Here is a 12,926-nt window from a genome sequence, read left to right as displayed (position 1 = left end):
CGGCGGCTCACGCAGGATCCGGTCAGCAATGCTGGATCCCAGAATGGAGGACACACTCCTTCACCCACCATCGAAGGGAACCAGTCATGACCACTGCCGGCATGCCATTCGGGGGCGACGAGGGCGACTTCGGGAGGGTGAAGGGACTCCTCGGCCGGATGGGCCACGAGTTCCTGGTGCTCCTGCGCTTGGCGAAGGCCGTCAAGAACGGGCACTACGGTCTCGCCACGCCCCAGCTCGCCGCTCTCCTCGGTGCGCTTGGGTACGTGGTGTCGCCCGTCGACGCCATCCCAGACATTCTGGTGGGAGTCGGCTTCACAGACGACGCGGCCGTTGTGACCGCCACGATCGGTATCTTGGGCATGGAAATCGCCAACTTCCGCAGTTGGGAGAACGAGCACCACTCCGGCAAGTACCGCGGCTGACCACATGCGCTCGCCCAAGACTCTGCTCGCGTCTTGCACCTCGTTGACCTGGAGAACCTCTGGTCGGCGGGAGTCCCCACCGGCGCGGACGTCGCCTGGCTGGTCGAGGACTACCGCCGCGCCTCCGGGTGGGCTGTGGGGGACCTGATGACGGTTGGATCCTGCCGTCGCTCTGCCAAGAGGGACACGGGTCTGGCGTGAGCGCTACGCCTGCACCTGAATCCTTTCAGACGGTCCAGATGGTGGCGAGATGGCCTGCTCGAGGCCTGCTCTCCCGACGACCTATCGTCGTTCTCCACCGTCGTGGTCGGCGGTGGGACCACGCGTTCGCTCCGCTTGCCGCGGACCTCGTCCGCCTCGGCCACTACGTCCTGGCGGTGGCTCACCCCGACGCACTCAGCGCGAAGTTGCCCATGCGGCGGGAGTCGGCTAGGCGGAACTGACGCCAGCCGTGGACCATGGACAGGTTCAGACGCCGGTGACGTAGGCAATGAGGCAGTGGACGCCGTGGCGGTCGAGGGTGCTGCGGGCCCTGTCGTAGGGCTCGGTCGTTCTGGGGTCAGCGTGCCGGGCAGGATATGAGCGTCGCGCAGTGGCACGCCGGCGTCCAGGGCGTTGGTGATGGCGGTTTACTGGTTCTCCAGAGGCCAGTCGACCGAGATCAGCCCTGGTTCCAGCATGAGCCCGAGCGTATGGCCGAGGGTCCTACCCGATCTGGGCTAGCGGCTCGCCGCGCAATCTCGGCAGGAGTGCTGAATGGTCTCGTGCCTCCAGCACGGCGCTGGCTCGCGGTACGGCTTCGACTGTGACCTGCGCGTACCACTGCCCCCCGGGTGGCGGCGAGTCGTGGCGAGGCTGGCCACCCGCCCATCGTGGGTGAAGGCCACGCCCTCGCTGACCAGCACGGCCCTGGCCCACTCAACCCACCGGCGGCTGTTGTCGTCCTGATCGGCCAGCATCGTGCCGTCAGCCTTCACGACTCGCCACCAAGGAATGTCATGGTCCTCGGCAGGGGTGGTCATCCAGGCGTTCTTGTCGGGCCGGTTCCCGAGCACGTTGCCGACCGCGCGGGCGTGATTAGGAGTGAGGCCCACACGCTGGGCAAGGTCGCCGTACGTGATCACCGTGCCGGCCGGGATGGCGCGCACTGCCGCAAAGATGTCTTCGGGGTCGAGGCTGCTCATGCTCTGATCTTCTCAGCATGGCGCTGATACTGCGGCAGTCTCGCGGTTGGGCTCCATGAGGACGCAGGCAGCGAAGGAGAACACGTGTTGGCGACTAGAGACGCGCCCTTCTGGGCGAAATGGGTCGCCCTGATGCCCTGGCGGACGACCGGTCTGGGGAGGAGTCGCGATGTCACGCACCCCGGTCAGAGTTCTACCGACACTGCCGTCCCCTCCGCGCCGCCGGAGGGCGCCGCAAACCTGGCAGAGGGCCTGGCGCAGGTGCGCCAGGCCCTCCACCTTCTGCTATCAGCTGCAGCCGCTGGTGCTGCCGCAGCCCTCGCACACGTAGCACGAGCCGGCCGGGCGCATCTTCGTCCCGCAGGTCAGGCAGATCGGGGCGTCGTTGACCTTGCCGGCGAACTGCTCCATGAGCTCGGCCGAGGAGTGGATCTCGGCGTCGACCGGGCGGGCGTCGGCAGCACCGGCGCCGGACTGGTCGGCGATCTCCTCCTTCTCCGCGCTCTTCGCCTTCGGCTCGGCCTTGACGGCCGCGCTCTGGCTGAGGTTCTCGAGCTGGTCCTCGTAGTCCTCGTCGGAGCCGTTGGACGGCGTGACGGGGGCGTAGGAGCCGGTCTCGAGCTGACGGGCGCGTTCCTCGGCGGAGTGGATGCCCATGAAGGACCGGGACTCGAAGTCCAGATAGTCCAGCGCCAGACGGCGGAAGACGTAGTCCATGATCGACTGCGCCATGCGCACGTCCGGGTCGTCGGTCAGGCCGGCCGGCTCGAAGCGCAGGTTGGTGAACTTCTCGACGAAGGTCTCCAGCGGCACGCCATACTGCAGCCCGATCGAGACGGCGATCGAGAAGGCGTCCATGACACCGGCCAGGGTCGAGCCCTGCTTGCCGAACTTGAGGAAGATCTCCCCCAGGTCGCCGGAGTCGTAGGTGCCGGCCGTGAGGTAGCCCTCCGCGCCGCCGACCGCGAAGCTCGTGGTCTGGCTGGTGCGGCGCTTGGGGAGGCGCTTGCGGACGGGGCGGTACTCGATGACCTTCTCGACCTTGGGCTCGGCCTCGTTCTCGGCCTTCTTGTCGTTCTTCGCGGCCTTGCCGTCGGACAGCGGCTGCCCGACCTTGCAGTTGTCGCGGTAGACCGCCAGCGCCTTCAGCCCCAGCTTCCAGCCCTGGAGGTAGACCTCCTCGATCTCCTCGACCGTGGCCGACTCGGGCAGGTTGACCGTCTTGGAGATCGCGCCGGACAGGAACGGCTGGGTCGCGGCCATCATCCGCACGTGGCCCATCGGGCTGATCGCCCGGACGCCCATCGCGCAGTCGAAGACCTCGTAGTGCTCGGTGCGCAGACCGGGAGCGTCGATGACGTGACCGTGCTCGGCGATGTACTCGACGATCGCCTCGATGGTCTCCTCGGTGTAGCCCATCCGCTTCAGCGCCCGCGGGATCGTCTGGTTGACGATCTGCATCGAGCCGCCGCCGACGAGCTTCTTGAACTTCACCAGCGAGAAGTCGGGCTCGATGCCGGTGGTGTCGCAGTCCATCATGAAGCCGATGGTCCCGGTCGGGGCCAGCAGCGAGGCCTGCGCGTTGCGGAAGCCGTGCTTCTCCCCCAGCTTGACGACGTCGTCCCAGGCCTTGGTGGCGGCCTTGTGGATCCCGGAGTCCCATCGGTCGCGCCCAGCGTGCGGAGCTCGTCGTTGGCGGCCTGGTGCTTGCGCATGACGCGCTTGTGGGCGTCGGCGTTGCGGGCGTAGCCGGCGTAGGGGCCGACGACCTCGGCGAGCTCTGCGGAGCGCTTGTAGGCGGCGCCGGTCATCAGGGAGGTGATCGAGGCGGCAACGGCGCGCCCGCCCTCGGAGTCGTAGCCGTGGCCGGTGGCCATGAGCAGGGCGCCGAGGTTGGCGTAGCCGATGCCCAGCTGGCGGTAGTCACGGGTGGTCTGGCCGATCGCCTCGGTCGGGAAGTCGGCGAAGCAGATCGAGATGTCCATCGCGGTGAAGATCAGCTCGGTGACCTTCTCGAAGGTCTCCACGTCGAAGGTGTCGTCCGCGCGCAGGAACTTGAGCAGGTTGATCGAGGCGAGGTTGCACGAGCTGTTGTCCAGCGACATGTACTCCGAGCACGGGTTGGACGCGGTGATGCGGCCCGTCTCGGGGTTGGTGTGCCAGTCGTTGATCGTGCCGTCGTACTGGATCCCCGGGTCGGCGCACTCCCAGGCGGCCTTGGCCATCTTCTCGAAGAGGGTCTTGGCGTCGACCGTGTCGATGACCGAGCCGTCCTGACGGGAGGTCAGGCCGAACTCCTTGCCCTCCTCCACGGCGCGCATGAACTCGTCGGAGACGCGCACCGAGTTGTTGGCGTTCTGGTACTGCACCGACACGATGTCGCGGCCACCCAGGTCCATGTCGAAGCCGGCGTCGCGCAGCGCACGGATCTTGTCCTCCTCGCGCGCCTTGGTCTCGATGAACTCCTCGATGTCGGGGTGGTCGACGTCGAGCACGACCATCTTCGCCGCGCGGCGGGTCGCGCCCCCGGACTTGATGGTGCCGGCGGAGGCGTCGGCGCCCCGCATGAAGGAGACCGGGCCGGACGCGGTGCCGCCGGAGGAGAGGAGCTCCTTGGAGGAGCGGATGCGGGAGAGGTTGAGACCGGCGCCGGAGCCGCCCTGGAAGATCTTCCCCTCCTCCTTGTACCAGTTGAGGATGGAGTCCATCGAGTCGTCCACCGCGAGGATGAAGCAGGCGCTGACCTGCTGCGGGCTCTTGGTCCCCACGTTGAACCAGACCGGGGAGTTGAACGAGAAGATCTGGTGCACGAGCAGGTAGGTCAGCTCGTGCTCGAAGATCTCGGCGTCCTCGTCGGTCGCGAAGTAGCCGTGCTCCTTGCCCGCACGGGTGTAGGTCAGCACGACCCGGTCCACCAGCTGCTTGAGGCCGCTCTCGCGCTCCGGGGTGCCGACCGCCCCGCGGAAGTACTTCGTCGTGACGATCGTCGAGGCGTTCGCCGACCAGAAGTCGGGGAACTCCACGCCCCGCTGCTCGAAGATCGTCTCCCCGCTCTTCCAGTTGGTCTGGACGATGTCGCGCTTGTCCCACGTGACCTGGTCGTAGGGGTGGACGCCAGGTGTGGTGAAGATGCGCTCGATCTTCAGGCCCTTGCCGCCCCGGCGGGTGCGAGCCTTCGCCCCGGTCGTCTCCGTCATGACTGATCTCCTTGGTCGTGGTTGCTGTCGGTCGTGGTCGTGCTGGTCGTGCGTGGGCTTGTCTCAAGTGCAGCACCGGGGTCTGACAGACCCCGGCGTGCGGGGGCGTGGCTACGCCATACCCCCTGGTGGGGCGGCGGCCGCAGCGTCACGCTCGGTGCGCAGCAGCGTGATGGCCGCCTCGAAGTCGTCGAGGGAGTCGAAGGCCTGGTAGACGGAGGCGAACCGCAGGTAGGCGACCTCGTCGAGGCAGCGCAGCGGCTCCAGGATCGCCAGGCCCACCTCGTGCGCGTCCACCTCGGCCTGCCCGAGCGAGCGGATCGACTCCTCGACCTGCTGGGCGAGCAGCTGCAGCTGGTCGTCGGTGACCGGCCGCCCCTGGCACGCCTTGCGGGCCCCCGAGATCACCTTGTCCCGGCTGAACGGCTCCGTGGCCCCGGAGCGCTTGATGACCGAGAGGGTGGCCGTCTCGACGGTGCCGAACCGGCGCCCGCACTCCGGGCACTGGCGGCGCCGCCGGATGACGGTGCCCTCCTCCTGGACGCGGCTGTCGACGACCCTGGAGTCCGTATGACGACAGAACGGGCAGTGCATCTCGGCTCCTTCGGCGGTCGTCGGCGCAGCGCGGCGCGAGGGTGCCCTGGCGGGACGCCCTGTGGGTGGATCTGGGGACGGTCTGTGGAGAACGTGTGGGTCCACGAGCTCCGGCTGTGCACAAGATGTGGAGTAACCACATCTGTGTAACTACTAGATGTTGGGATGTTATGCCCGTGCCCCACCAGATGCAAGGGCTTGGCGGCATGTCGTGGCAGGCCTGTCCCCAGATCCGCGCAACGGCGCGGATCAGCCCGGAAAAGTCCTCGGCGTGTCGGCGTGGCGGGCGTGTCGATCCCCATTCACCGGCCCCGCGCGCGTCGGTCAGAACGGCACGCGGGTGGCGAGCAGCCCCTCCCCTGGCGCCCGCCCGCTGAGGACGCGGCAGAACTCGACGGCGTCCAGGCTGAGCTCCTCGCCGCCCTCGCCCTCCTGCCACCGCCCGCCGGCGGGGCCGGTCAGCTCGAGCACGAAGGGAGCGCCGTGCCGGCCGGCCCACTCCCGCGCGACGTCGTCGACCAGGACGCCGTCGTGCTCGGCGGTCAGCTCCAGCGGCTCGCCGGCGGCCCGCGAGATGTCGACGCGGTGCATGAACGGGTCACGGGTGAGGATGACGTCCATGAGGTAGGCGAAGGTCCACCACCCGTCCTCCTCGTCGTTCATGGTCTGCCGGCGCAGCAGCTCGGGGAGCCGGATGCGGCCCGTGACGGCGCGAGGCGTCAGGCGGCGGATCTCGGCGACGAGCTCGTCGGTGGTGAGGTCGGCGTTCTGCCGCACCTGCAGGGCGGTGAGGGCGTCGATCATCAGCCCCTTGTCGCGCTTGGCGTGCCGGGTGGAGGTGAGCTGCTGGCGCACCAGCTCCCGCTTGCTGGCCACCATCTGCATCATGCCGAGCACGTGCCCGGCCATCGCCCGCACGTCCCAGCCCGGGCAGTCCGTGGGCGCCGCCCACTGCTCGTGGGTGAGTCGGCCCAGGAGGTCGGCCACGCGGGCATACTCCGTGCTCGCGAGGCGCTCGGCGGTATGCCGGTCGACGGCCGGGCGCCGCGCGCTCGCCTTGCCGGTGGGCCGGGTGGTGGGTGGTGCGCTCATGACGTGTCCTTCCGGGAGGTGCCTGCCGCGGCCGTCCCGCGCAGGTCGAGGTTGTCGAGGAACATGTCCACGGCCCGCTCCAGCAGGCGCCCCCAGCGCGTGCCCCCGGGGTCGTTGGCGTGCTGGCTGTCCACCAGTCCGCCCACCACCGCCACATACAGGTCCAGGTCCTCCGGCGCGGTGACGCCGTGGCGGGCGAAGAGGTCACGCGTCAGGTCCATGACCGCCACCGCCGGGGCGTAGGCCTCCGGGGTGGGCTCGAAGCCCGGGATGGTGCGCAGGTTCATCAGCTGGTGGCGCGGCAGGTCGGCGACCGCGAAGTCGAAGAAGGTGCGGGCGCCGAGGCGCAGGTCGCCGCGGACGTCGCCCGGAGCCCTTACGAGAGCGGCCTCGCAGACCCGGAGGCACTCCGCCCACGCCTGCCCGAACATCGCGTCGTAGATCGCGTGCTTGGAATCGACATGCGTGTAGAGCGACGGCGCCCGCATGCCCACCCGCGCCGCCACGTCCCGTAGCGTGATCGCCGCGAGCCCCTTCTCGCGCGCGATGTCCCACGCGGCGTCGAGGATCTCCCGCCGGGTCTCCGCGCGACGCTCCGCCTGCCTAACGCTGTTCGGCTCGCCTAACACAGTTAGGAGTATGCACCCGTGGGAGAAGCGTGTCCATACCCTCAGGGCGACCCACCAGCGTGCCCATCGCTGTGCGCGACTCTTGTGTCACATTCATCGCCCGAGCGATCAATGTGACACAAGACCCGCTCTCATCGATGGGGGGTGCGTCCTAGCGGTGGCTACTCGCAGCCGACGCCGTCCCGGTCGCGGTCGAGGTGGGTGCCGTAGCCGGGCTGCCCGAGGTAGACGGGCGCGGCACCGGCGGCCCGAGCCGCTGCGCAGTTGGGGTAGTAGACACTGGTGGACGGGGGCGGGGGCGGCGGTGCGACCGGGGGCGCGGCAGGCGGCGGCGCGGGTGTCTGCGGCATCAGCGGCTGGATCTGGCTCTGCCGGCGCGCCTGCTCCTCGGCGGCGCGCTGGGCCTCTGCCTGGCGGGCCGCCTCGGCCTCCGCCTGACGCTGGGCCTCCTCGGCAGCCTCGCGCGCCGCCTCCTCCTCAGCCTTCCTGGCCTCCTCCTCGGCCTTCTTCCTGGCCTCCTCCTCGGCCTTGGCCTTCTCCTCCGCAGCCTTGCGCTCGGCCTCCTCCTCAGCCTTCTTCCTGGCCTCTTCCTCGGCCTTGACCCGCTCGGCCTCGGCGACGGCTGCCTTCGCGGCGCCCTCGGCCCGCCCCTGGAGGGCGCGGACCTCACCGCGCAGCCCGTCCAGCTCCGCCCCGCTCAGGCCGGCGGCAGCCAGCGAGCCGGCCCCGGCGCCGTCGATGAGCGCCAGGAGCGCGACACCCTCGGCCACGGCGCTGTCCGCCGCCGCCTGCACGGCGGCCGGATCCTCGGCAGCGGCGAGCGCCTCGACGGCGGCGACGGAGTCGGCATACGCCGCGATCCGGGCCTCGAAGGTGCAGGCGAGGTCGGCGCTGAACATGCCGGCCCCGGCCGCCTTGCCCTCCTCGTAGGCCGCGGTGACCTCGTCGAGGAACTTGCGGTTCGGCTCGAAGAGCACGGGGACGCCGAGCCCACGACGCGCGATCTCGGCGTTGATGAGCACCTCCCCCTCGAAGACGCCGGCCAGCTCGCGCTCGTAGCGGTCGTAGCGCTCGACGTCGTACTCCAGGCGCACGACGTCACCGGGAAGGAGCTGGTCGGCGAGGTATGCGGTGGCCTCCGGGCCCAGGCACTCGACCGCCTTGCCGGGGTGCCTGGTCTCGGGGGTGTCGATGTTGAGCAGCCGGACGCGGTGCACCTCGTCGTCGTAGCGGACGTCGATGGTGTCGCCGTCGATGACGCGGACGACGGTGGCGCGGTCCGAGCCGGGGCCGGCGGTCACCGCGGAGAACGCCGCCCCTCCTCCGACGACGACCACCGCACCCGTGACGAGTGTGGACACGACAGACCGCAACGACGGCATGACCCCTGCTTTCCCCTTGGGACGACGACAGGCTCATCATGGCCTTGACCCCGGCTCACCCATGACGCTGCGACACAAACGTCACCTGATCGTGATGTGGGGGGCGGTCGACTCCCCCGCACGGGTGAGGGCCTCCGTCAGGCCAGCTCCGGATCGTCGTCGTCCGGACGGTAGCGCCCGCCGACAAACATCCGCACGGTCACGACGGTGAGGGCGACCAGGAAGGCCACCAGGACCACCGGGAACCACCAGGCCGGCACGGCCCCACCGGGCTGGTGCGCGGCATACCCGGTGATGAGGTTGATCGACACCATGAGCAGGACCGTGATGGCCACGATGACCATGAGGTCCTCCCGCAGCAGCCGCTCGAAGCGCACCAGCCGTCGGGGCCGGTCGAGCCACCATTCCTTGTGCGGGGCGTTGACGCCGTCGGGCCAGACCAGCACCAGCCGGGAGAGCAGGATCATCGGGTAGAACGCCAGCGCGGGCAGCAGGACGACGAAGGCGAGCGCCCCCGCCCTGCTGGACCACCCGTCGGGCGTGCCGCCGGCGGACCAGTGGGTCGGCACCTGCTCCGGCAGGGTCGTCGCCATCCAGGCGATGGTGGCCAGCCAGGCGGCGGTCACCACGGCCAGCGTCAGGCGGGCCCACCACGCGGCCGGCTCTCGGCCCAGCGTGCGGGCGTCCTCGGCGACCCGGCGCCGCCGCGCCTCCCGCTCCTGCCACGACTCGCCCGGTCCCCCGACCATCCACCGCTCCTCCCGCCCGTCCGGCGTACAGCTCCGAACCTACCGGCCCTACGCTGGCGCGATGGTGACTCCCCCGCCCCCGGTGCAGCTCGAGGAGGACGGCGTCGTGCTCCGCCCCTACCTCCCCGGGGACGTGGACGACCTGCTCCTCGCCTTCGCCGACCCGCAGATCGCGCTGTGGAACCCGCCGCCCTCGGGACCGGACCCGGCCGGCCGCTTCGTGCGGGAGCGCAACGACTGGACCGACGGCGACCACGTGTCCTGGGCGGTGGCCGACGCGGCGGACCGCCTGGTCGGCTCGGTGTCGGTGCACCAGATCGACCGACCGCAGGGGGACGCGGAGATCGGCTACTGGGTCGCCCCGTGGGCGCGGGGTCAGGGGTATGCCGTGCGCTCGGTCGTCCTCGCCTCCCGCTTCGCCCTCACCGAGCTGGGGCTGCACCGTGTCGGGCTCTTCCACGCGGTGGCCAACCCCGCGTCGTGCGCGGTGGCGCTCACGGCCGGTTTCCGGCTCGAGGGCACGATGCGGGAGTCCTACCGCTATGCCGACGGGCTCCGGTATGACGAGCACGTGCACGGGCTGCTGGCACGGGACCTCACCACCGGGCGCGACGATGCGGCGGCCGCACGGTGACCCTGCGACCCGTCCGCGATCCCGGCCCAGCCCAGTGGCTCACGGAGCGTGAGCAGCCGTGGCCCCGGCTGGCGCTCTTCGGCCCGCCCCCGTTCGAGGCCTACGCACGGCTGCTCTTCATCCCCGACCCGACCTTCTTCGGTCAGGACGAGAGCGACCACGACGGCGGTGACCGACCCGGTGAGCTGGAGCAGCTGCGCGCGGTCGTGGAGGTCCTGGGACGGCACACCTCGACCCCCGAGGTGGCCTGGCACTGCCTGTGGGACGGGTGGGGTGACCTGCACCACGGTGCGACCGTCGTGATGTCGTTCGATCACAGCTTCAGCGACGACGGCGGCGGGACGAGCCGACCGGGGGTGGTGGCCTTCGCGCCGGACATGCTGGGGCCGCCGACGGTCCACCACCCGCACCGGAGCTACCACCTCTTCACCGGGCCGCTGTCGGACCTGGGCGACTGGGGTGCGCGGGAGATCGCACCGGGGATGCCGCGCCGCCCGATGACGCCATCCTTCGTCTGGCCGGAGGACCGGGCGTGGTGCATCGCCGCCGACGTGGACCCGCACTGGGCCGGGATCGGCGCCTCGCAGGCCGCGGTCGACGAGCTCGTCGCGCTGAGCACCGTGGACGTGGTGCCCGCCGACCCCTCGCAGCCGCAGCCCTTCTACGGCTGAGGGTCAGCAGTCAGCGAGGTCATCCATGGTCCCGACGACGCTGCCGTCCTCGGCGCCGATCAGCACCTCCCCCGGACCCAACCCGGCCACCTCGTCGAGGGTGAAGTGCACGGCGGGGAGGTTCTCGACCTCACCGGCGGGGAGGGCCTGCACGATGTAGCCGCGGGACGGGTCCAGCTGTGGCGGGTCGTCGGCGGCCGACGGGACGAACACCTTCTCCTCCCGGTTGCGCTCCCCCATCTCCCAACGGCCGACCTCAGGATTCTCCTCGTCGTCGGCCAGCCCCTCCCGGTCGGCGTGGATGACGACGGAGCGGATCTCCTCCTCCCCGCAGCTGTCCCAGACCACGGCCAGGTCACCCTCCACGGAGGCCACCCCGGTCCGCCCCACCGTCTCGAACCCGCTCGGTGCGATGCACCCGGTGAGCCCGAGGCTGAGCACCAGACACGTCATACCCGTCGTAACCCTGCGCATGCCCGAGCCTAGCGCGGGGACGCGAGCGAGGCCCCTGACTGTCAGCTGCGCCGGACGTGCACGTCCTCACCCGTGATCGCGGAGATGTCGTCGTCCGCGGTCGCGAGCAGCCGCTCGGACAGGTGGCGCAGGGCGCGCCCCGCGGCCACCTCGTCCCCGATCTCGGGGACGACGGGATCGTCCGGTGCCCGGTGGCTGTCGCCGGCGGCGGTCACGTGCTGCGGGGAGTCGCCGAGCAGCACGGCCTGCGCGTGGGTGTCGTCCCCGGACTCGTAGATCGAGATCCGGACGGTCCACTCACGCACGTGGCCCGGTGACATCGAGGCCGACGCGGGCTCCGCAGCGGGTCCCGCCGCGCCCGACGACGCAGCGGCCTCCGGCGCGACAGGAGCCGCCTCCGCGGTCCTGGCCCCGCCGGCACCCTCGTGCGCCTCCGACATGTGGAGCACGGAGCCGGGGCCGGGGAAGATCAGCCCCGTGTGCCCGTCGGACCACTCCACGACGTAGGGCGGCCCGCCGTCCGGGCCGTGGACCTCCAGGATCCGCCCGTCCCGCGTGGGCTCCCCCACGTGGGTGGCGGCCATCACGATCCGGGCGCCCGGGGTGGCTCTCATGACCGCGTCACCGGGACGGTCCGCGTCCCCGCCTCCGGTGCCGTCATGGGCACCCGGACCTCGAGCACGCCGTCGGTGTAGGACGCGTCGACGGCGTCAGGGTCCGCACCCGCGGGCAGGGTCACGCTGCGGCTGAACGAGCCGTCGTGGAACTCCTGGTGGTTGCGGTCCTTCTTCTGCTCGCGGCGCTCACCGCGAATGGTGAGGACGTCGCCCTGCACGGTGACGACGCGGACCTGCGGCGCCAGCCCCACCCCCTTGCGGTCCCTGGGTCCGGCGAGATCCCACCACTCCATCATCTCGGCGAACGGGTTGGTCGTGCGGGTCAGCTCCTTGCTCATCGTTCCTCTCCTGCTCCGGGGCGACGGTGCCCCACCTCCATCGTCCTCCCGTCCAGCGCGACACGCCAGGGTCGATCAGCAGGACAAGCCCCGGTGTGACCAACCTGACGCTGCCGGACCCGCACCGCGTCGCCGCACGCCATACTCACGCATGGACTCCATCGACGCCGCCGTCGCGGCGATGGACCGCCTCCTGGAGCGGTCCCTGGCCGCGAACGACCCCCGGGGGTTCTTCACCTGCGTCTACCGCGCGGTGACCGTGCGGGTGCGCGACGGGATCCGCGCCGGCGAGTTCGACGACGGCGAGCGGATGGAGCGCTTCGACGTCGAGTTCGCCCGGCTCTACCTCGACGCCGTCCGTGACCACGGTCTGGGACGCCCCGTGGCGGCGGCGTGGGCGGTGACCTTCGAGGCACCCACCCGCGGCACGCTCGCCCTGCAGCACCTCCTGGCCGGCATGAACGCGCACATCAACCTCGACCTGGGCCTGGCCGCCGCGACCGTCCAGCAGGGGCGGCCGATCGCGGACCTGCGCGACGACTTCGAGCGGATCTCGGACGTGCTGGCCGTCATGGTCGACCGGATGCAGGAGGGGCTGGCCACGGTCTCCCCGTGGACGTCCATGGCCGACCGGGTGGGCTGCCGCTTCGACGAGTGCCTGTCCGCGTGGTCGATCGGCTACGCACGGCGGCGCGCCTGGGACTTCGCCGAGCGGCTCACCGAGGCCGGGGGCGGCTACCCGTTCCTCGTGGCCGAGCAGGACCGCCGGGTCGCCCGGATCGGGGAGGAGCTGCTCCACCCGGGTATGCCGCTGCGCTGGGTGGTCGCCGCGGCCGCCCGCCGGGAGCGGCTGGCGATGCGCGAGATGCACGACCTCCTGCTGCGCCCGCTCTGAGGCGCCACCCCGGCGTCCCCGGGCGGCACCCGCCGGGCCCACGGC

13 protein-coding genes and 1 pseudogene are annotated in these 12,926 nt (G+C 70.8%); 4 read left to right on the top strand and 10 right to left on the bottom strand.

Features of this window, described 5'->3' with window-relative positions; all coding sequences use genetic code 11:
- The first annotated feature begins 86 nt into the window (after positions 1 to 86).
- Positions 87 to 425 (top strand): YkvA family protein, encoded by a 339-nt coding sequence (locus tag E3Z34_RS05235; RefSeq protein ID WP_134772755.1) that lies wholly within the window; start codon positions 87 to 89, stop codon positions 423 to 425.
- A 719-nt stretch (positions 426 to 1,144) separates the two neighbouring features.
- Here E3Z34_RS05235 and E3Z34_RS05230 read toward each other — a convergent pair.
- The 7 genes and pseudogenes from E3Z34_RS05230 to E3Z34_RS05200 all read right to left on the bottom strand — a co-directional run bounded on the left by E3Z34_RS05230 (position 1,145) and on the right by E3Z34_RS05200 (position 9,252).
- On the bottom strand, positions 1,145 to 1,609 hold the full coding sequence (locus tag E3Z34_RS05230) for an MGMT family protein (RefSeq protein WP_134772754.1): 465 nt from the start codon (positions 1,607 to 1,609) through the stop codon (positions 1,145 to 1,147).
- 288 nt (positions 1,610 to 1,897) lie between these two features.
- Positions 1,898 to 4,806, bottom strand: a pseudogene (locus E3Z34_RS05225) (vitamin B12-dependent ribonucleotide reductase).
- 111 nt (positions 4,807 to 4,917) lie between these two features.
- Positions 4,918 to 5,400 (bottom strand): transcriptional regulator NrdR, encoded by a 483-nt coding sequence (gene nrdR, locus E3Z34_RS05220; protein ID WP_134772753.1) that lies wholly within the window; start codon positions 5,398 to 5,400, stop codon positions 4,918 to 4,920.
- A gap of 324 nt (positions 5,401 to 5,724) precedes the next feature.
- On the bottom strand, positions 5,725 to 6,492 hold the full coding sequence (locus tag E3Z34_RS05215; RefSeq protein WP_134772752.1) for a maleylpyruvate isomerase family mycothiol-dependent enzyme: 768 nt from the start codon (positions 6,490 to 6,492) through the stop codon (positions 5,725 to 5,727).
- Positions 6,489 to 7,121, bottom strand: coding sequence for a TetR/AcrR family transcriptional regulator (locus tag E3Z34_RS05210; RefSeq protein WP_134772751.1), 633 nt, complete (start codon positions 7,119 to 7,121; stop codon positions 6,489 to 6,491). Before E3Z34_RS05210 ends, E3Z34_RS05215 begins: the two co-directional genes overlap by 4 nt.
- A gap of 161 nt (positions 7,122 to 7,282) precedes the next feature.
- Positions 7,283 to 8,482: an excalibur calcium-binding domain-containing protein gene (locus tag E3Z34_RS05205; RefSeq protein ID WP_158288606.1), complete on the bottom strand. Its 1,200-nt coding sequence runs from the start codon at positions 8,480 to 8,482 to the stop codon at positions 7,283 to 7,285.
- A gap of 158 nt (positions 8,483 to 8,640) precedes the next feature.
- Positions 8,641 to 9,252, bottom strand: a complete 612-nt coding sequence (locus E3Z34_RS05200) for a DUF1648 domain-containing protein (protein ID WP_134772749.1) — start codon at positions 9,250 to 9,252, stop codon at positions 8,641 to 8,643.
- 61 nt (positions 9,253 to 9,313) lie between these two features.
- On the opposite strand from E3Z34_RS05200, the gene E3Z34_RS05195 reads away from it, so the two are divergent.
- Both E3Z34_RS05195 and E3Z34_RS18600 read left to right on the top strand, forming a co-directional pair.
- Entirely contained in the window at positions 9,314 to 9,886 is a 573-nt protein-coding gene (locus E3Z34_RS05195; RefSeq protein WP_134772748.1) for a GNAT family N-acetyltransferase, read from the top strand.
- The gene (locus E3Z34_RS18600; RefSeq protein WP_238695359.1) at positions 9,883 to 10,557 is read left to right on the top strand and encodes a hypothetical protein; all 675 of its coding nucleotides are present in this window, start codon (positions 9,883 to 9,885) and stop codon (positions 10,555 to 10,557) included. Before E3Z34_RS05195 ends, E3Z34_RS18600 begins: the two co-directional genes overlap by 4 nt.
- A gap of 3 nt (positions 10,558 to 10,560) precedes the next feature.
- Here E3Z34_RS18600 and E3Z34_RS05185 read toward each other — a convergent pair whose 3' ends face one another.
- The 3 genes from E3Z34_RS05185 to E3Z34_RS05170 are packed head-to-tail and all read right to left on the bottom strand — an operon-like array spanning position 10,561 to position 11,986.
- The gene (locus E3Z34_RS05185) at positions 10,561 to 11,031 is read right to left on the bottom strand and encodes a hypothetical protein (RefSeq protein WP_134772747.1); all 471 of its coding nucleotides are present in this window, start codon (positions 11,029 to 11,031) and stop codon (positions 10,561 to 10,563) included.
- Between the two features lie 41 nt (positions 11,032 to 11,072).
- On the bottom strand, positions 11,073 to 11,645 hold the full coding sequence (locus tag E3Z34_RS19675; RefSeq protein WP_202977023.1) for a dsRBD fold-containing protein: 573 nt from the start codon (positions 11,643 to 11,645) through the stop codon (positions 11,073 to 11,075).
- Positions 11,642 to 11,986, bottom strand: coding sequence for an Hsp20/alpha crystallin family protein (locus E3Z34_RS05170; RefSeq protein ID WP_134772746.1), 345 nt, complete (start codon positions 11,984 to 11,986; stop codon positions 11,642 to 11,644). The genes E3Z34_RS19675 and E3Z34_RS05170 overlap by 4 nt, the downstream gene beginning before the upstream one ends.
- 151 nt (positions 11,987 to 12,137) lie before the next feature.
- Between E3Z34_RS05170 and E3Z34_RS05165 the strand changes: the two genes are divergently transcribed.
- Positions 12,138 to 12,881: a DUF5995 family protein gene (locus E3Z34_RS05165; protein ID WP_134772745.1), complete on the top strand. Its 744-nt coding sequence runs from the start codon at positions 12,138 to 12,140 to the stop codon at positions 12,879 to 12,881.
- Positions 12,882 to 12,926: the final 45 nt, after the last annotated feature.

The organism is Ornithinimicrobium flavum, from assembly GCF_004526345.1.
GTDB lineage: Bacteria > Actinomycetota > Actinomycetes > Actinomycetales > Dermatophilaceae > Ornithinicoccus > Ornithinicoccus flavus.
Note: the sequence above shows the minus strand (reverse complement) of the source record. Positions and strands in the feature narration are given on the sequence as shown.

Excerpts from the sequence above, each read along its gene's own strand:
- E3Z34_RS05235 (WP_134772755.1), top strand. The coding sequence starts at position 87 with ATGACCACTGCCGGCATGCCATTCGGGGGCGACGAGGGCGACTTCGGG.
- E3Z34_RS05230 (WP_134772754.1), bottom strand. The coding sequence starts at position 1,609 with ATGAGCAGCCTCGACCCCGAAGACATCTTTGCGGCAGTGCGCGCCATC.
- nrdR (WP_134772753.1), bottom strand. The coding sequence starts at position 5,400 with ATGCACTGCCCGTTCTGTCGTCATACGGACTCCAGGGTCGTCGACAGC.
- E3Z34_RS05215 (WP_134772752.1), bottom strand. The coding sequence starts at position 6,492 with ATGAGCGCACCACCCACCACCCGGCCCACCGGCAAGGCGAGCGCGCGG.
- E3Z34_RS05200 (WP_134772749.1), bottom strand. The coding sequence starts at position 9,252 with ATGGTCGGGGGACCGGGCGAGTCGTGGCAGGAGCGGGAGGCGCGGCGG.
- E3Z34_RS05195 (WP_134772748.1), top strand. The coding sequence starts at position 9,314 with ATGGTGACTCCCCCGCCCCCGGTGCAGCTCGAGGAGGACGGCGTCGTG.
- E3Z34_RS05185 (WP_134772747.1), bottom strand. The coding sequence starts at position 11,031 with ATGCGCAGGGTTACGACGGGTATGACGTGTCTGGTGCTCAGCCTCGGG.
- E3Z34_RS19675 (WP_202977023.1), bottom strand. The coding sequence starts at position 11,645 with ATGAGAGCCACCCCGGGCGCCCGGATCGTGATGGCCGCCACCCACGTG.
- E3Z34_RS05170 (WP_134772746.1), bottom strand. The coding sequence starts at position 11,986 with ATGAGCAAGGAGCTGACCCGCACGACCAACCCGTTCGCCGAGATGATG.
- E3Z34_RS05165 (WP_134772745.1), top strand. The coding sequence starts at position 12,138 with ATGGACTCCATCGACGCCGCCGTCGCGGCGATGGACCGCCTCCTGGAG.